At 73.4% G+C, this 18,073-nt stretch carries 5 protein-coding genes and 12 pseudogenes; 3 read left to right on the forward strand and 14 right to left on the reverse strand.

Going from position 1 to position 18,073, the window contains the following annotated elements:
• Positions 1-402, forward strand: a pseudogene (locus UK94_RS50515) (hypothetical protein); the annotation flags it as partial.
• A 1-nt stretch (position 403) separates the two neighbouring features.
• A pseudogene (locus tag UK94_RS50520) lies at positions 404-1,225 on the forward strand (hypothetical protein); the annotation flags it as partial.
• Positions 1,226-3,330: 2,105 nt separating this feature from the next.
• On the opposite strand, the pseudogene UK94_RS50525 reads toward UK94_RS50520, so the two are convergent.
• From UK94_RS50525 to UK94_RS50550, 7 genes and pseudogenes are all read right to left on the reverse strand, one after another.
• A pseudogene (locus UK94_RS50525) lies at positions 3,331-4,251 on the reverse strand (NAD-binding protein); the annotation flags it as partial.
• Position 4,252: 1 nt separating this feature from the next.
• A pseudogene (locus UK94_RS50530) lies at positions 4,253-4,606 on the reverse strand (potassium channel protein); the annotation flags it as partial.
• A 273-nt stretch (positions 4,607-4,879) separates the two neighbouring features.
• Positions 4,880-6,223 carry a serine/threonine-protein phosphatase gene (locus UK94_RS13330; protein ID WP_041939950.1) on the reverse strand — a complete coding sequence of 448 codons (1,344 nt, stop codon included), beginning with the start codon at positions 6,221-6,223 and terminating at the stop codon, positions 4,880-4,882.
• Between the two features lie 244 nt (positions 6,224-6,467).
• Positions 6,468-6,917: pseudogene (locus tag UK94_RS50540) on the reverse strand (hypothetical protein); the annotation flags it as partial.
• A 3,713-nt stretch (positions 6,918-10,630) separates the two neighbouring features.
• Complete coding sequence (locus UK94_RS13340; protein WP_055750098.1) at positions 10,631-11,767, reverse strand: hypothetical protein; 1,137 nt, start codon at positions 11,765-11,767, stop codon at positions 10,631-10,633.
• Positions 11,768-12,676: 909 nt separating this feature from the next.
• The coding region (locus UK94_RS50545) for a metallophosphoesterase (RefSeq protein ID WP_235487773.1) at positions 12,677-13,508 on the reverse strand (832 nt) is incomplete at its 5' end.
• A 1-nt stretch (position 13,509) separates the two neighbouring features.
• Positions 13,510-14,158 (reverse strand): annotated as a pseudogene (locus UK94_RS50550) (metallophosphoesterase family protein); the annotation flags it as partial.
• Positions 14,159-14,350: 192 nt separating this feature from the next.
• On the opposite strand from UK94_RS50550, the gene UK94_RS13350 reads away from it, so the two are divergent.
• Positions 14,351-15,064, forward strand: coding sequence for a sulfite exporter TauE/SafE family protein (locus tag UK94_RS13350; protein WP_041941139.1), 714 nt, complete (start codon positions 14,351-14,353; stop codon positions 15,062-15,064).
• Positions 15,065-15,237: 173 nt separating this feature from the next.
• Here the strand turns inward: UK94_RS13350 and UK94_RS73720 are convergent.
• The 7 genes and pseudogenes from UK94_RS73720 to UK94_RS50585 all read right to left on the reverse strand — a co-directional run.
• Positions 15,238-15,416 (reverse strand): hypothetical protein (locus UK94_RS73720; RefSeq protein ID WP_268761339.1); only part of this gene is annotated, 179 nt, incomplete at its 5' end.
• Position 15,417: 1 nt separating this feature from the next.
• A pseudogene (locus UK94_RS50555) lies at positions 15,418-15,908 on the reverse strand (AAA family ATPase); the annotation flags it as partial.
• Position 15,909: 1 nt separating this feature from the next.
• Positions 15,910-16,609, reverse strand: a pseudogene (locus UK94_RS50560) (AAA family ATPase); the annotation flags it as partial.
• Position 16,610: 1 nt separating this feature from the next.
• A pseudogene (locus UK94_RS50565) lies at positions 16,611-17,036 on the reverse strand (AAA family ATPase); the annotation flags it as partial.
• Between the two features lie 38 nt (positions 17,037-17,074).
• Positions 17,075-17,263: pseudogene (locus UK94_RS50575) on the reverse strand (hypothetical protein); the annotation flags it as partial.
• 1 nt (position 17,264) lies between these two features.
• Positions 17,265-17,495, reverse strand: a pseudogene (locus UK94_RS50580) (Clp protease N-terminal domain-containing protein); the annotation flags it as partial.
• A 30-nt stretch (positions 17,496-17,525) separates the two neighbouring features.
• Positions 17,526-17,742, reverse strand: a pseudogene (locus UK94_RS50585) (Clp protease N-terminal domain-containing protein); the annotation flags it as partial.
• Positions 17,743-18,073: the final 331 nt, after the last annotated feature.

The following is an 18,073-nucleotide window of genomic DNA, read 5'->3' on the forward strand; positions in this document are numbered from 1 at the left end:
GACGGTGTCGAACCTCGTCGTCGGGCGGATGCCGTTCGCCCTGGGCATGGCGTTCGGCGCGCTGGCGCTGCTCGGGGCCCGTGAGCGCCGGACGAAGCTGACCTGGGCCGGCGCCGTGCTGTCGTCGCTGGCCTCGCCCCTGGCCGCCGGGTTCGTCCTGCTCGTCGGCGCCGCGCTGGTGCTGACCATCGGCTGGCGCCGCGTGCTGCCGTTCGCCGGGGCCGGGGCCGGCATCGTCGTCGCGCTGGCGTTCCCCGAGGACGGCTACCAGCCGTTCCCGGCGCTGACCTTCCTGTCACTGCTGGCGCTCATCGCGGTGGGCCTGCTGGTCGTCCCGAGGGAGGCCCGGGCGATCCGTCACGGCCTGCTGCTGTGGGCCGCCGCGGCGGCGGTGTTCTTCTTNATCCCCTCCCAGGTCGGGGGGAACATCACCCGGCCGGCGACGCTGCTGGCCGGCCCCGCGGCGGCGCTGCTGCTCGCCGACCGCCGCCGGGTGCTCGCGATCGTCGCGATCCCGCTGATCGGCTGGCAGGTCGGCCCGATCCACGGCGCGCTGCTCACCCAGGGCGATCCGTCGTCGTCCGCCGGGTACTACACCGAGCTGCTCGACTACCTCGACCGCGGCGCGCCCGTGCCGGCCGGCCGGGTCGAGGTGCCGTTCACCCGCGCCCACTGGGAGGCGCGTTTCGTGGCGCCGAGCGTGCCGATGGCCCGGGGCTGGCTGCGCCAGCTCGACAGCAAGTACAACGCGCTGTTCTACGACGGCAGCCTCGACGCCGAGACCTACCACGAGTGGCTGCTCGCCCGGGGCATCCGCTACGTCGCCCTGCCCGACGTGGAGCTCGACCCGTCCGCCGTCGCGGAGGCGAAACTACTGCGGGCGGGCCTGCCCTACCTCGAACTCGCCTGGGCGAACCCGCACTGGAAGGTCTGGCTCGTCACCGACTCCGCCGGTCTGGTGCAGGGGCCGGCGAGCCTCACGGAGCTCGGGGTGAGCTCGGTGGCCGTGCGCTTTCGCACTCCGGGGATCGCCACCGTGCTCGTCCACTACACGCCCTACTGGCGGTTGTCGGAGGGCAGGGCGTGCGTGTTCCGCGCCGCCGGCGGCTGGACGGGCATTCTCACCGAGGCGTCCGGGCCGGTGCGGCTGTCCGCCCGACTCTCGGTCGACGGCCTGACCCGGGCCAGCGCCCTGGACTGCCCCGTGGACCAGCGCATCTCCTGACCCCGGCCGTGGCCACTCGGCGAGCTGCTCGGGGGTGAACGCACCGGCGGATCCGGAGCAGGCGACGATCGTGGCAGAGATCCTGGTGTCCTTCCGCTCGCGGACGAACGAGTCACATACCGCGAAGTCGGCCCGCAGCAGCGCGGCGGAGCGTCGCCGCAGCTCGTCATGTTCGAGGATCTGTGCCGTAGGACCGCCGAAGCGGGCCGCGGCGCGTAGCGCCCTCCGGCGGCACCGGCGCGGCAGCCGGCGACTCCGGTCGGGATGCCAGCCGCCGAGCATCCGCCCACCGCCCCAGGTAGGCCGACAGCAGGACCAACCCCCCTCCCGTGAGTTGGGTGGGGCCGAGATTCTCGCTCAGGAGCACGACGGCGAAGACCGCTGCGAAGAACGGCTCGGTGGACATCATGAGACCGACCCGGGTCGGGGAGGACGCCCGCGCGGCATAGAGCTGGGTCAGGAAGGCGAAGGCGGTGCCCGCCACGCCGAGGTACGCGATGACCAGCCAGGCCTCGCCGGGCAGGTGCGTCGCCTCGTGGACGGACCGGCCCGGCCGGAACAGGGAGACCAGCAGACCCCCGCACGCGACGACCCAGAGTTCGACGCCGGTGACGCGCAGCAGCGAGATGTCCCGGCCCTTCGACTGCGAGCTGAAGAGCACGATCTGGACGGCCCGGATCAGCGCGGCCCCCAGAATGATCAGATCTCCCCCGCGCACGGTGAAGCCCCGATCCAGGGTGAGCAGCGCGCACCCGNCCAGGGACACCAGCGTCAGCGGGTAGGTAACCCGGGCGATCCGTGCCCGGAGGAAGGTCCTCTCGATCAGGGGGACGAGTATCACCGACAGTGAGATGAGAAAGCCCGCGTTGGAGGCGAGGGTGTGACGGACACCCAGCGTCTCGAGATACAGGATCCCGAACAGCAAACAGCCGAACAGGGCTCCGATCGACATCTCCTGGCGGGTCAGACCACGCCATGCCCGCGGTGCCAGGACGACGATGGTCGACGCTCCCATCGCGAACCNCAGAAACAGGAAGGCGGGGACGGAGATGAACCGCCCTGACCACTGCATCGCCACGTAGGTTGAGCCCCACACCACCGCTACGCCCAGCACGCCCAGATCTGCCAGCCAGGCAGTGCGGCCATGTTCGGCCGCGACCGGTGGTGCGGGGGCGGTCGCGGCGCGGCCTGTCGGTGCGGGCCGGCTCGCCGCGAGCCCGCCGACGTCGGCGGCGAGGCTGCGCACCGCGGTGCGCCGTCGGCTGGCGCTGTCAGGCGTGCTCGACGGCATATCCCACCTCACCTCGGTCTCGACCACGAAGTGATACGTGTCGACCAGATACACATGATTCTGCCGCATGTGGGCTCCGGAAGGCTGGTTCAGCGAGAATACGAGTGAATCAAAGTAGGCGTATTGGTTTATGGTCAGCCGCAATCGGGCCGGTAAAGTGAATGTGAGCTACGTCATACTCTTGGTCTCGGGCGTCTGCTGACTGCGGGCAGATCTCGTTTTGCTGTCAGACGGATCAGGGTCGCGTACACCGAGAAAACTTCTTGCGGCCGGGTGCGGGGTATGGCCGATGAAAAGTCGTGTTCGGGCCGCCTGCGTTACTCGCCGACGGCGCAGTGCCGGCGGCTACCGAACCGGGCAGGTGTCGGAAGTCAGGTCGGATCCTCCAGGCGGACGATGCGCAGCCCCGCGTGGGCGAGGATCGCCGGCAGGCTGCGGATGACGTCGCGGTCGCGATCCCGGTCGATCTCGGACAGCGCCGACCAGTCGACCATCGCGGGGTGGCGCCGGTCGGCCCCGTCCTGGTGGGTCGGCCCCAGGGCGAAGCCCTTCGCCTCCCGCTCCCGGCGCCACCGCTCGTGCTCCTGCTGGGCGAGCTCGTCGATCTCCCCCACGGTGAACGCGAAGTCGGCGTCAGCCTCTCCGGCCGGCATCAGCATCAGCGCCTGCGCCCNCAGGACCTCCCCGAACTGGGCGGCCTGCGCCCGGTTGGAGTCGCGCAGGTCGTCCGGCAGGTCCGCCCACGCCACCATCGCCCGTCTGGACCCCATCGCGTTGCCCCGGCGGCGTTCCGTGTCCAGGTAGCGCTCGTGGNTTGCCCGGGCGAAGCGTTCGATGAGGTCGGTGTCGCCGAGGTCGAGGGGAAGCGCCTCGTCGTTGACGGCGAAGAAGCGCACGCCCCCCTGGAGGTCCTCCAGCAGCGGCCCCGGCAGCGGGGTCGCGGGGCGGGGAAACGTCGGCCGGCCGAAGACGTCCTGCAGGCTGCGCTGGCGTCCGGTGCGCACGATGACCGTGGTCCGCGCGACGCCGAACCGGCCGTTGAGGGCCTGGGCGGCGTCCAGCCCGTACAACAGCGCCCGTTCCTCGTCGCTCTGGCAGACGTAGACGAACTCGGGCGGCTCCTGCGGACCATCCGCCTGCGTGACGGCCGGCGGCAGCTCGCCGTGCGGGGTGTCGTGCGCGGTGAGCGCGACGCGGGCCAGGGCGGGCTCCCGGGCGCGCAGCGCGGCGAGCTTCTCCTCGGCCGCCGGATCGGCCACGGCGATGGGCAACAGCGGCCCGGACGCGCCGGCCAGGGACCGCCAGCGGCGGGCCAGCTCCATCACCAGGGCGCGGCCGAGGCCGGACAGCCCGAGCACGACCAGCGGCGCCGGCGCGACGGTCGGCGCCGCGCCGGGCTCCGGGGCGGCCCAGCTCGGCGGGTACCGGTTGAGCAGGGCGTGCGCGCCGAGCACCTCGACGGCGAAGAAGTCCAGCCGGAACCCGCTGTCGTCGTTCAGCCCGATCCGCCGGGCGCGCAGGTGCGGGATCAGGGACAGGTCGCCCACCTGGGCCAGGCAGCGCAGCGGCTGCTCCACCCGGTCGGCGGCGAGGCGCCGGGCGGCCAGCGCGATCGCCAGGTTCGACGAGGTGTCCGGCAGACAGCCGTAGACCACGTCCGCACGGGCGACGCCGGCCTTCGCCAGGACCAGCGGTTCCACCGGGTCACCGACAACCCGCAGCAGGCCGGGCGGCANCTCGGCGTCCGGATACTCCCGCTCCGCATCCTCGGCGACCAGTACCACCCGTTTGGATCGGGAGAGCTTGTCGACGAGCGCCGACGCCGTGGGGCCGGTGCCGCACACGATGACGTGATGGCGGGCGTGGCGCGCCCGGAACCGTTCGAAGCGCTGGGCGAAGATCGTGCTCACGCCGTCGGCGACCCCGACGGCCGTCGCCACCGGCGCGAGGAACCGGGCGATCTCCAGCGTCAGCGGGAACTTCCCGCCGTCCTGGAAGACCGTCCCGTCGGCGAGGAAGAGCGTCGCCGTGAAGAACACGATGTTGGGCCAGCTGAACATCGCCGGCTCGCTGCGGAAATGCCGGTACATCCCGATCAGGCCGAGGCTGAACGCGATCACCCCGAGGACGGCGAACGTCCCCAGCAGGTGGCGGCGCAACCAGCGGGCCAGCCGCCCGGCGACGAGCAGCGGCCGGGCCGCCCAGCGTTCCAGCCGGTGCCCCAGGCCGGCGCGCCCGCCCCGGCCACCGGGCGCGCCGCGGCCGATCACCGTGGCCGTCCCGGGCGGACTGCCGGGGCCGGGTCCGGGACTCCGACCGCCGACGCCGGGTGCGCCGCGGCCGGGCCGGACGCCCGACCGGGGTCACCGCGAGGTGGGCTCGGAGACCAGATCGGCGACGACGATGGTGGTGTCATCGCGGGCGCCGGCCAGCAGGGCCGCCTCGACGAGGGCATCCGCGGCCCGCTCGGGCGGCTCGGAGCCCAGCTCGCCGAGCAGCCCGTCGAGCTGCTCGGGCGTCATCACCTTGGTGATGCCGTCGCTGGCGAGGACGACCCGGTCGCCGGCCCGGACCGGCTCGCTGAAGATGTCGGCCTCGATCTCGTCGGCGAGGCCGACGGCGTTCAGCAGCGGGCCGTTGCGGATCGCGTGCGGGGTGGTCAACGCCCGCGGGCGCCCCCGGCCCGGCTGCAGCCAGACCGAGCTGTCGCCGACGTGGGCGACGGTCAGGTACTCGCCGGTGTTGTGCTGCCGGCCGAGGATGACGACGTCCAGCGTGCAGGCCATGCCCAGCCAGGTCGGTTCCTCCCTGGCGCGGGTGCGGACCACCCGGTTCGCCCGTTCCACGGCCCGGCGCAGGCCCTCCAGCGGATCCTCCGCGTACTGCGGCCGGAAGCCGGCCACCGTGGTGACGGTCAGCGTGGAGGCGATCTGCCCGGCGGCCTCCCCGCCGACGCCGTCCGAGACCGCCAGCAGGCCGTCCACGACGACGAAGGCGTCCTCGTTGGGACCGCCGCGCTTGCCCCGGCGGGTCCGGCCGGCGGCGGCCAGCCGCAGCGGGGCGGCCGTGGTCTGCTCGGGCTCGGTCGCCATCAGGTCGGCGGCCTGCTCCCGCGACGCGGCGGCCGCGACGTTGGGATAGGTCGTCGCGGTCGGCGAGCTCTCCCACCGCGGGTCGCCCACGGCCGCCCGCCCCCCAACCGGCTCCGCTCCCACCGCGGCCGACTGCGCGACGAAGGTCGTCGTGGGCGGCGCGATCGGGTAGTCGCCGGTCTGTGGGTCGTAGTAGCGGGTGGCGTCCTCCCGCTCGTCCTCGCGGGACTGGGCCTGATGCGGCGGGGCGGCGGGCGGTGGTGTCCAACCGGTCGCGTCGGGATCGCGACTGTTCTCCCCCCCGACTGGAACCTGCGTGGTCACATCCCCTCCCCACGACGCGCCCGCCTCCGGGCCGTCGCTCGGGTCGTCGGCCGTCTGTTCGGCGGGGGGGTCCGGCGCCGGCTCGGTGAAGCCCGGCACGATCCCGTCCGGCGCGGCGGCGTCGGAGCTGTCTCGCAGCGGCACCGTACCGGATCGATGCCGCTGATGGTCCAAGCCACGGCTGCGGCGTTGGCTGCCCTGCCGAACCGGCCGGTTGTTGAGAGCGAAGTAGATCACCAGGGCCACCAGCAGCACCACGATGAGCATGATTGGTACCAGCGAGCTACCCATGGCCTCCGTCCTCGCCGAACCAGTCACGATCACGCTGTCGGGACGTGTCGCCAGCCGTCTTCCTTCTTACCCAAGGGCACCGACGCACGGCGAACCCCGGGTGTGTCGCGACACCGACACAGGTGCAGGTCATTGTTCCAGACTCGACCGACCCCGAGTAGGGCGAACGGGGCAGNCGCGGTGATCGGGCCGCCCGGTCGGGCGGGATGGCGGTCGTCGCCCCTCGGCCCGGCGACCGGTGCTGTCACCGGACGACGACGAGCAGGGCGAGCACGGCGACGGCCAGGGTGAGAGCGAACACGGGGAGCCCGAAGGAGCGCCGACGGCGCCGGGTCTCGCCTCCTGCGGCGATCTCGCCGATGACCCGGGACTCGACGAAGCCGGGGAGCTCGTGGGCGGCCCGCAGGCGTGGGTCGTCCGGCAGGTAGAGCGCCACCAGTCGGCGCACGACACGTTCCAGGTCGGCGGCGTGCGTGCCGACGACGTCGTCGCCGTACCCCTCGTCGCTGTACCCCTCGTCGCGGTAGCCTCCGTCGCCGTGGCCCTCGTCGCCGCGGGCCTGCGCGTGGTCGTCGGCGCCGACGGAGCCGAAACCGTCACCGTCGCCGGCACGCAGGGCGTGGCGGAAGTACCGCTCCCCCGCAGCGCCCAGCTCCGCCGCCGAGGGCGGGCCGGGCACCATCCTGCCGTCGCGNCGAGGTGTGCCTCGGCTCCAGATCGCCTCGTACAGATCCCAGGCGTCGTCCCAGCTCGGCACGTACCGGACGAGCAGGCCGAAGACCCGGGCCGCGTCGGGTCGGCCCGACGTGCACGCGTCGAGGAACGCGACCGCCGGATCCCGCGGTGCCGCCGCGGTCGGCGGGATGCGCCTGGTGAGCTCGCCGCCGAGGGCGTGCAGTTCCGCAGCGGACGAGGTGGGCCGCCGCGACCGTGGCGCCGCGCTCGCCGCCCGGACCTCGCCACCTTCGCCGTGCACCCCCCCGGATTCCTCCTCCCCGGATGCCGCGCCCTCTCCGGATGCCTCGCCGTCGTCGCCGCGGACGTAGAGGTCCAGCACGCGAGCGACGGTGTCGACCACCTGGCGCCCGCCCGGTCGGGCCGTCGCGAGCCGCTCGAAGAAGGGTCGGGCGCCGGCCGCGAGCAGCGCGGATCCGTCGTCGTCGGCTCCCGGCGGCCCGAACCCGCCCGGCTCGGCCGCCACGGCGGCGGCGATGGCATACCGGACGTCCTCGGCTCCGTGCCAGCCCGGGGCGTACAGGACGAGTATCCGGAAGGCGTCGGCTCCCCACGACCGGGTCTCCCGCAGCAGCCGCACCACCGCCGCGGCCGGTGACTCGGCCGGCGACTCGGCGGGCCGTCCGTCGGCGGGCCATCCGCCGGCGGCCCGCTCGTCGGCAGGCTGCTCGTCGGCAGGCCGTTCTTGAGCGGGCCCTTCGTGGGCGGGGAGTCCCGTTGCCGGGCGTGCCGTCGTGGGGGGTGCCGGGCCGGCGGTCAGCCAGGCCAGCTCGTCGGCCAGTGCGTCGGCGAACGCGAACCCCTCCGTCAGCCCGAACCGGTCGAAGACGGTCCGCAGAGCGGGGGCGAGCAGGTCCCGCATGCGCGCGGCCCGGTGGGTCTCGTCCGGCCGGTCCGTGCCGCCCTGCGCTGCCACCGGCAGGGCGGCCAGGTCCGTGACCAGCCCGGCCAGTAGCTGCACGATCTGCCGATGCATCTCCTCGACGGCGCTGTGGACCGCGGCGACGTAGGCCGTCCGGTCCACCTCGGCCAGGCGGCGCTCCGGTGTCAGTCGGGTGATCGCCTGGGTGACGTCGCTGGCGGCGCGGGCGAGGACGTCGGCGCACCGGCCCGGCGGGCGGTCAGGCTGCGGCCGGGACCGGGCGGCCGGCGGGCCCAGCGGGCCGAACAGGTCGCGCAGCGCGGCGAGTTCACGCAGCTCGGTGGGCGATTCCAGCGGATCGGCCAGCGGATCGGGACCCGACTCCGCCAGCGAGATCCCGAGCGGCACGCCCAGCACGGCCAGCAGCCGGTCGACGGGGTGCAGGCGGCCGTCCCAGTACGACCACTCCGTCCGGTAGGCCGCCGCGACGTGCCGGGTGACCGCGGCCCATGCGGCCTGCTCCAGCTCCTGCCGGTGCGCGGCGGCAGCAACCGCGGGGGAGACTGCCGCCGGCGGTCGGACCGTCACCGTCACCTCGAAGCCGTTCTCCGCCCCGGCCGGGCGGTCGATGCGGCTGGGCGGTGCTTCGAGGTGGCTTGGCGGGGTGGTCGGTGCGGACTGGGTGGCCACGGGCGGGGTGGCCGCGGGCGGGGTGGCCGCGGGGGCCGGGCGACGGACGGTGCGCAGCGCGTCGAGGGTCTCGGCGGCGAGCCGCCGCGCGCTCCCGCCGGCCGTCGCGAGGCGGTAGGACGAGAAGACTGCGTCCAGGCCGGCCGTCAGGAGTCCGATCGCCTGGCGCGACGACTGCTCGGCACCCCGGGTGGGCGACGGGCCACGCAGCGCGGCGAGGTCGTCGGCCAGCGCGGTCAGCGCCCCCTCGACCTGCCGTTGCTCCTCGACGACCGCGGCCTCGACGTCCGCTGTGATCCGGACCCGATCGGCCGGATCACACCCCAGGCGGTCGAGGACACCGGCCACGATCATGTCGCGTCCCTGCTCGCGCGACTGCGGCCCGGGGCGTGCCTGCTGCCCCGTCGCCGATCTTGGCGGCTGGCCGGAGGCACCCGGCGTGGTCAGCCGGCCGGCGACGCGGTGGAGCTGCCCGCGCAGCCGTTCGGCGCTCGGCAGGTCGGCGGGCAGGCCGACCGGGTGGGTCAGGATGGCGATCAGGCGACCCGCCGGATCGGTGTCGTCCCCGACGGCGCCGCCCGGTGCCAGCACCAGCTCGTAGGCGTCATGAAGGTGCTCGGCGACCGCGAGTGCCTGCCCGGCGGCCCCTCGCCCCGCGAGCGGCGCCGCCGGTGATCGCGCATCTGCCGGCGGCGGTGCGGGCCGCCCCGGCGACGGCCAGGCCGGTTCGGACGCCCAGTCCGCGTGCGGGTGGCCGATCGGATTCGGGTCAATCGGACTCGGGTCAATCGGACTCGGGTCGATCGGCTGAGAGTCGATGGGACCGGGGCCGCTCGGCTGGGGGGCAGTCGGCGGAGGGTCGGCCGTGAGCGCGTCGGCCGTGAGCGCGTCGGCCGTGAGCGCGTCGGCCGTGAGGGGGTCGGCGGAGAGGGAGCCGGCGGCGAACGACCCGGCCGTGCCGGGGCCCGGCCACACGCCGGATCCGGCCACCGCCGCGTCCCGTCCGCCGGTCGCCAGCAGCCGGTGGCACCAGCGCTCGGGATCGTGGGGCCGGAACGCCTCGTCGCCGACCAGGGCCAGCAGGTCGCTCACGCCGCGGATTCCGCCCCGTCCGTAGACGTCGACGAGCAGGTGGGCCGCGTCGGAGATGGTCGGGGGGACCGGCGGCGCCACGCGGGGATCCACGTGTATCACCGCCGGGTCGGTGCCGGGCCCGAGCTCGGGGGGGACCGGGACGAACCGGAACCGCGGATCGGACCGGCCCAGGCCGGTGGTCGCCCCGGCCGACGCCCTCGTCGCGTGGTCCGCGGCCGACGCCGGCCCGTTCGCCGCCCACGCCGGCCCGTTCGCCGCACCGGCCGCGCGGGCGGCGGGCGACGTGCGGCGGGGAGTGGGCGGGGCGGCGTGGATGGCGAAGGTGAGCCGGTAGGGAAGCACCCCTTCGAGCATCTCGACGAGTGCCCACATCAGCGTGACGGCCTCGGTCGAGCCGGTAGGTGACACCACCACCGGTCGGTCCATCCACGACCAGGTGAGGGCCGTCGAGACCAGGACGGTCAGCCGGTTGCGCCGGGCGCTGGCCCGGGCGGCCTGGCGCAGCGTCCGCTCGCCGGCCCGTCGCTGCGCGGTGANGTCGTCGAGGTGCAGTGGCTCAAGCCGCGGTGTGGTCCGGGCACCGGCCGCGGTGGCCCCGCCCGCCGCGTGGAGCGCCAGCGCGACCCGTTCGGTCAGGTAGTCGGCCCGCCCGATCAGGACATGCGCCCGCAGCCGGCCGCTTCCGGCGCCGCTTCGGCCGGCGACGTGGGTGTGGTGGACGAGCGCGGCGTCCGGGACGTCGTCCGGATCGTCCCGGGCGGGCCGGTCGGGTGCGCCGACGACGTAGGCGAGAGTGGGCGGCGGCCGGTCGACAGGGCTGTCGCCCGCCTCGACCTGGGCGGCGAGCAGGCCGTTCCACGAACGGGTCGCCGCGGAGCTCAGAGAGCTCGCGACGGGAAAGTAGCCTTCGGTGCCGGCCCGCGTCCGCCTGGACCAGGCGTAGACGATCTGGTCGATGCGGGTCACCGCGGAGGTGGCGTCCCCCGCCGACGGGGCCCGGTCCACGGCCGCGGGGGCGGNGCGGTTCACGGTTGCAGACCCGGGAACAGGACCCCCAGCGCTTCGGCGTCCCGCGCAGGAGTCAGCCGCAGCACGCCGGCGAGCATCGTCGCGGCGGTCCAGACGATCTCGACGGCCGGCCCGACGGCGTCTGCCGGCTCGACGGCGTCTGCCGGGCTGGCGTCATCCGCCTCCGGCGGTGCCGGCTCCGGCGGTGCCGGCTCCGTGCGGGCAACCCGTGGCGCGAAGGCGATGACCGCCGCGGCCTCGGGTCGGGGATCCAGCAGCACACGCTGCCTCTCGCCGGCAAGCTCGGGAACCGCCGCCGCGTCGGCGTGGACATCGGACTGGGCGCCGGCATCGGCCTGGACCGCGGCCCCGATCCGCAACGCGCGCAGCAACTCGCCGGGGAGCCGGCCGACGACGGCGCGGATGCCGGGGAAGGCGAGGCGGCCGGGCATGGCGGACACCGCACGGTGGACCGCGTCGAACACCTCGGGGCTGCGCAGCGCGTCGAGTAGCACCCGCAGCGCCGGGCCGGCCGGGTCCACCGCGGCGGCCGACGATCCGCCCTCGACCGCTCCGACCCAGAGGATCGCTGGGACGGCGGGCGCACTGCCGTCCGCCGCGGTGGTGTCCTCGCCGAAGGCCGGGTCGTCGCCGAGGGCCGGGTCGTCGCCGAGGGCCGGGTCGTCGCCGAGGGCCGGGTCGTCGCCGAGGGCCGTGTCGTCGCCGAGGGCCGTGTCGTCGGTGATGGCCGTGTGGTGGTCGCCGAAGGTCGGGTCGTCGGCGAAGGCATAGAAGGCCGGGTTGTAGGGGGCGTCGAGGTCGAGGAGCGGCTCCTCGCTCGGCCCGGCGCCGAACGGCTCGTCGCGGACACCGGTGCCGCGCGCGGTGATCTCGCCCGGCGCCGGCCCCACCAGGACGAGCAGCACCGACTCGGCGGGACGCCCGGTGGTCAGCGCGGCCACTCCGACCTGGTGGGCCGCCGCCGCGCGGGCCTCGTCGACGATCAGCAGACGTTGCGCCGCGCCCACGTCGAACCGCAGCCGCCGGGTGAGCAGCGTCCGCAGGGCACCGGGAGCCCAGGGGCGTCGCGCCACCCGCCGACGGCAGCCCGAGCGCAGGTCCAGGGTGGCCACCGGGGCGGCCGCGGCGCTCACCGAGGGCCCCGGGCGACGGCCGTCCCGCGCAGCGGCGAACCATTCCGCCGACCCCGCGGACGTTCATTCCGCCGGGTCGGGTATGCCGGGGTGAGATCGACCTTCGACGAGTTTCGGGACTGCCGTTGATTTGCTGGCGGGCAGTATTCCCGCAGAATGGATGCCCGGGTTTCGGCACGTGGACGGGATGAGCTGCCCTCACCCGGCGTCCGCTGCATCCCTGACAATGGACGTCCCCCCGGTTCGCCGCAGTTGACAATGATCGTGTAGTCGACCGATTACCGCCTNCTGGCGAAAGTTATTCCTCGGACCCCCNGTCGGTCCAGCGGAAGTCCGAAAAAATCATCCCGGCCCGGGTGACTGGATCTCCGGACGGCGCCGCCGGCAGCGACCGTCGNCGGCAGCGGGAATTCTGGTCGGCTCCACCGTGTGACGGAGCCGAAGGCAGGTGCCGCGTGCAGCGGCATGTGCAGCACGTTGTTCCCGTTTGNGGTGCGCCGTGGGACCGCGATCGATGATCGTTCCGAGTGTCCTCGCGTACGACTGTTCCGAACACCGCGCCGGGGTTTCCGGCAAAGATGTGCGGACGTTGCAGTGTTGATGTCGGTTCGATGTTCCGCGGGATGTCCGGCGGTCACCGCCCGGGGGTGGTCGGGCTGTCCGGGGAAAGGAGCCCGGAGCTGCGTGCGATCATCTCGTCGCGCCGGGACGCGAGGAGCCTTCTTCACCGGGCGTGACGCGAATTCGGTTCGGCGGCGCGGCCGGAACATATTTCGTCACGGCAGGCGAGCGGTGAANGATCGGAAGATCGCCGACCGCGGCGCATCCCCTGAGTTCCGCATTTCCCGAAGGGCGCCCACGAACCCCGCGGCGGCCACCGCCGGCGGAGGGCCGGGCCCGCTCCCGGCGTCAGCCGGTCGGTGCCGCGTCGGTTCTGGGCCGGACCAGAGTCACCCGGTCGAACGGCACCGGGTCGGGAGAGCCCGAGTCGTACGCGGTGACCCGGATGCTGGTCAGCCCGCCGGCCTCGCCGGGATCCACCTCGAACCCGGCGAAGGCGTAGGGGTGGTCGGGAGCCCGGAAGGCCAACCAGGCCGCGTCCTCGAGCGCACGGACGGCGGCCCGGTGCCGGCGTCCCGGCTCGGGGTCACGGACGCCGACCACGATCCGCCCGGCGGGCGGGTCCAGGAGGGTGTCCGTGGACGGCGACGACGAGCCTCCGGTGCCCGCCATCAGGTGGACCGTGCCCGCCGACGTGTCCACGACGGCGCCGCCAGGCCCGACCGCGCTCGCGACCGGCCGGGGGGCGAGGGTCGGGCTGCCCGGGACGGTGCCTCGCACCGGGTGGCTGCGTTCGTAGTGGTGTTCGTGCCCGTAGAGCACGAGGTCCACTCCGTACCGGTCGAACAGCGGCAGCCAGGCCTCCCGGATGCCCAGGTCGGCGCCGTTGTGATCGGCCGAGGTGGACAGCGCCGCATGGTGCATGGCGACCACGATCCAGTCGATGCCCGGGTCGGCCCGGGCCTGCTCCAGCGTCCGGGCGAGCCAGGCGGTCTGCCGGCCGGCACTGAACCCGCGCAGGTAGATCGGGCCGCTGTTCTGGTAGCAGACGTCGTCGGCGCTGACGACCACGAAGCGGACCGCCCCGACCGTGAACGCGTACCAGAGCCCGGCGAGGTAGCCCTCGTCCCCGTTCGGCGGCAGCTCGAAGTAGGTCTGGTAGGCCGCGAGGCCCAGCGCGNCGTTCCCCCGCTCGATCTCGTGGTTGCCGACGCACGGCATCCACGGCCGTGCCCCCGCGGACGGGCTGATCATCGTGAACCAGTCGGACCAGGTGCGGACCGGGTCCTCGCGCTGATTGGCGTAGGACAGATCCCCGCCGGTGAGCGCGAACAGCGGTGCACACCGCTCGACCCCGACCACGGCGTACCCGGAGGCGGGCGAGCCGTACGGGTCGTACGGCCGGTCGGTGCCCTGATCGCCGAAGAAGGTGAAGCCGAAGGCGGCCCGCGAGCCCGGCGCCGTGCGGAACGAGCCGTCCGCCCCCTGCGGCCGGCCGTCGTGCTCGAGGGTGAACGCGTAGTCCGTGGCGGGTTCGAGCCCGGTCAGGCTCGCGTGATGGACGAAGACCCGCTCGCCCGTGCGCGCGTCCCGGTAGGAGCGGATGGTCGCCGGCACCGGCGGGCCGAGGGCGCCGGGCCGGGCTGCGCAGCGAACCGCGGGCCGGGTGGCGGGGCCGTGGCTCAGCCAGGAGACGACCATGGCCGTCGACGGCTCGGCGCCGAAGGTGAGATGGACGCCGTAGGCATCGTCGGCACCGCCCGTCACTCCACCCGATCCCGCCTGAACTGGTCTGATCTGACCTGGTTGTCGTTGCCGACCAACGAGCATGGTGCCACGGCCCCCGGCTGCCCATCGACTGAACGTCGTGTGGGATGGCCGACGTTGCGCCGCCGCCGCTGCTCGCCCCGTGATCCCCTACTGTCCTGGTGACGCCGCAGGCGCCCGCCGTCCCGGGGACGGGTGACACCGGGGGAGTGAACCCTGACCNCCGCCGACATCGCCCTGCTGGTGGGCGCCGGCGTGCTGGCCGGCATCACCAGCACCGTCGCGGGGCTGGCGTCGCTCGTCTCCTACCCCGCGCTGCTCGCGACCGGGCTGCCGCCGCTGGCGGCGAACGTCACCAACACGACGGCGCTGCTGTTCGTCGCGGTCGGTGCGGCCGCCGGGTCGAGGCCCGAGCTTGCGGGCCAGGCCGACCGGGTCGCCCGGTTCGGGGTGATGACCCTCGCCGGCGGGGCGGTGGGCGCCGTCGGACTCCTGACGCTGCCGGAGCGGACGTTCGAACGAGCGGTGCCGGTGCTGATCGCCGGGGCGGCCGTGCTGCTGTGGGCGCAGCCCCGGATCCTCGCCCGGCGGGCCGAGGCGCCGGCCGAGGGTGGCCCGGCGGTGCTCGCCGCGGTCTTCGGAACCGGGATCTACCTGGGCTATTTCGGCGCCGGTGGCGGGGCGGCGCTGCTCGCCGTGCTCGCGGTGGCGATCCCTGAGCCGCTCGCCCGGGTCAACGCCGTCAAGAACGTGTCGTCGGGCTTCGCGAATCTGGTCGCGGCGGCGGGGTTCGCCGTCTTCGGCCCTGTGCGCTGGACCGCGGTGGTGCCCCTCGGCGTCGGTCTGTTGATCGGCGGCGCGGTCGGGCCGCTGATCGTGCGCCGATTGCCGGGCGATCTTCTGCGGGTGCTCATCGGACTGGCCGCGCTCGGCCTCGCCACGAGCCTCGCGTGGGATGCCTACACCTGAGCCGCGCCCACGCCTGAGCCGGGCCCACCGCTGAGCCGGGCCTACCGCTGGGCCGCGCCCACGCCCGAGGGGAGCCGTCTGCGCGCGGGCCGCCGAAACGGCTGAGCCCCGGAACCTGGCGGGGTTCCGGGGCTCAGCCGCGGTCCGGTGGCGCTGGAGACGCGCCGCTGGTGCTACTCGCTGGACTTGGCGAGGTCGACCGGCGGGGCGTCGGGCACCTGGTTCGGCTTGGTCTCGCCGCGGAAGACGAACTTGGCGTCGTCCCCCTCGCCCTCGACGTCGCCGACGACGATCTCGCCCGGCTTGAGCGTGCCGTACAGGATCTTCTCGGACAGGACGTCCTCGATCTCCCNCTGGATCGTCCGGCGCAGCGGCCGGGCGCCGAGCACGGGGTCGTAGCCCTTCTTCGCCAGCAGCGCCTTGGCGGCCGACGTCAGCTCGAGGGCCATGTCCTTGTTCTTGAGCTGGATGTCCACCCGGGCCAGCATGAGATCGACGATCTGGATGATCTCGTTCTCGGAGAGCTGGTGGAAGACGATGATGTCGTCGATCCGGTTGAGGAACTCCGGCCGGAAGTGCTGCTTGAGCTCGTCCTGGACCTTCGCCTTCATCCGCTCGTAGTCGACGGCGCCCTGACCGGTGGCGAAGCCGATGCCGGGGCCCTTGGAGATGTCTCGGGTGCCCAGGTTCGACGTCATGATCAGGACGGTGTTCTTGAAGTCGACCAGCCGGCCCTGGGAGTCGGTCAGGCGACCGTCCTCCAGGATCTGCAGGAGCGTGTTGAAGACGTCGGGGTGGGCCTTCTCGACCTCGTCGAACAGGACGACCGAGAACGGCTTGCGCCNCACCCGCTCGGTGAGCTGGCCGCCCTCCTCGTAGCCGACGTAGCCGGGCGGGGAGCCCACCAGCCGCGAGACGGTGTGCTTCTCCATGTACTCGGACATGTCGAGCTGGATGAGCGCGTCCTCGTCGCCGAAGAGGAACTCGGCGAGCGTCTTGGACAGCTCGGTCTTACCGACTCCGGACGGGCCGGCGAAGATGAACGACCCGCCGGGACGCTTGGGGTCCTTCAGCCCGGCGCGGGTGCGCCGGATCGCCTGCGAGACGGCCTTGATGGCCTGCTGCTGGCCGATGACCCGCTTGTGCAGCTCGTCCTCCATGCGCAGCAGACGGGCCGTCTCCTCCTCGGTGAGCTTGAAGACCGGGATGCCCGTCCAGATGGCGAGCACCTCGGCGATCTCCTCGTCGCCCACCTCGGCGACGACGTCCATGTCGCCGGCCTTCCACTCCTTCTCCCGCTTCGCCTTCTCGGACAGGAGGGTCTTCTCCTTGTCCCGCAGCGAGGCGGCCTTCTCGAAGTCCTGCGCGTCGATCGCGGACTCCTTGTCGCGGCGGACACCCGCGATGCGCTCGTCGAACTCGCGCAGGTCCGGCGGCGCGGTCATCCGGCGGATGCGCATCCGCGAGCCGGCCTCGTCGATCAGGTCGATCGCCTTGTCCGGCAGGAAGCGGTCCGAGATGTACCGGTCGGCCAGGGAGGCGGCGNCGACCAGGGCGGCGTCGGTGATCGACACGCGGTGGTGCGCCTCGTAACGGTCGCGCAGGCCCTTGAGGATCTCGATGGTGTGCGCCACCGACGGCTCCGCGACCTGGATCGGCTGGAAGCGGCGCTCCAGCGCGGCGTCCTTCTCCAGGTGCTTGCGGTACTCGTCGAGGGTGGTGGCACCGATCGTCTGCAGCTCGCCGCGGGCGAGCATCGGCTTGAGGATCGACGCGGCGTCGATCGCGCCCTCGGCGGCGCCCGCGCCGACCAGCGTGTGCAGCTCGTCGATGAACAGGATGATGTCGCCGCGGGTGCGGATCTCCTTGAGGACCTTCTTCAGCCGCTCCTCGAAGTCACCGCGGTAGCGGGAACCGGCGACCAGAGCGCCGAGGTCGAGGGTGTAGAGCTGCTTGTCCTTCAGGGTCTCGGNCACCTCGCCCTTGACGATCGCCTGCGCCAGGCCCTCNACGACGGCGGTCTTGCCGACGCCGGGCTCACCGATCAGGACCGGGTTGTTCTTGGTCCGGCGCGACAGCACCTGCATGACGCGCTCGATCTCCTTCTCGCGCCCGATGACCGGGTCGAGCTTGGACTCGCGCGCCGCCGCGGTGAGGTTGCGGCCGAACTGGTCGAGCACCAGCGAGGTGGACGGGGTGNCCTCGGCCGGAGCGCCGGAGGTGGCCGTCTCGCCCTTGCCCTGGTACCCGGACAGGAGCTGGATGACCTGCTGACGCACGCGGTTGAGGTCCGCGCCCAGCTTGACGAGCACCTGAGCGGCGACGCCCTCGCCCTCGCGGATCAGGCCAAGCAGGATGTGTTCGGTCCCGATGTAGTTGTGGCCGAGCTGGAGGGCCTCCCGAAGCGACAGCTCCAGGACCTTCTTCGCACNCGGGGTGAACGGGATGTGCCCGCTCGGTNCCTGCTGGCCCTGGCCGATGATCTCCTCGACCTGCGACCGCACACCCTCAAGGGAGATGCCGAGGGACTCGAGGGCCTTGGCGGCGACGCCCTCGCCCTCGTGGATCAGGCCAAGCAGGATGTGCTCGGTCCCGATGTAGTTGTGGTTGAGCATCCTGGCCTCTTCTTGGGCCAGGACGACGACCCGACGTGCCCGGTCGGTGAATCTCTCGAACATGTGCGCTCCTTCGAGCTGCGACCGACCACACGACAGCCGGTATCCGCATGCTAGCTCCGCCGAGGCATGTCCTCACGCATCGAACAGAAACCTACCCGCCGGCTCCGTCCACTTCGTCGGGGACGGAGGACCAGCTTGACTGCCGGCCCGACCAGCGGAGACGCCTAAGGCAACCGTGGCCGACCAGCCATGATTCCGTCACGTCGTTCCGCCAAGAGCAGAACGACTCGAGCCTCGCGGCGCCGTCGCCGCCCGCCCGCTCGGGGCGGTGGAGCCTGCCCGCCAGGCGATCTCTCGCCCGGCCGGCTCTCCCTTGTCGCTACCGACGGTA

Origin of the sequence: Frankia sp. AvcI1, from assembly GCF_001420875.1 — a bacterium.
Classification (GTDB): Bacteria; Actinomycetota; Actinomycetes; order Frankiales; family Frankiaceae; genus Frankia; species Frankia alni.

Excerpts from the sequence above, each read along its gene's own strand:
- UK94_RS13330 (WP_041939950.1), bottom strand. The coding sequence starts at position 6,223 with ATGGGTAGCTCGCTGGTACCAATCATGCTCATCGTGGTGCTGCTGGTG.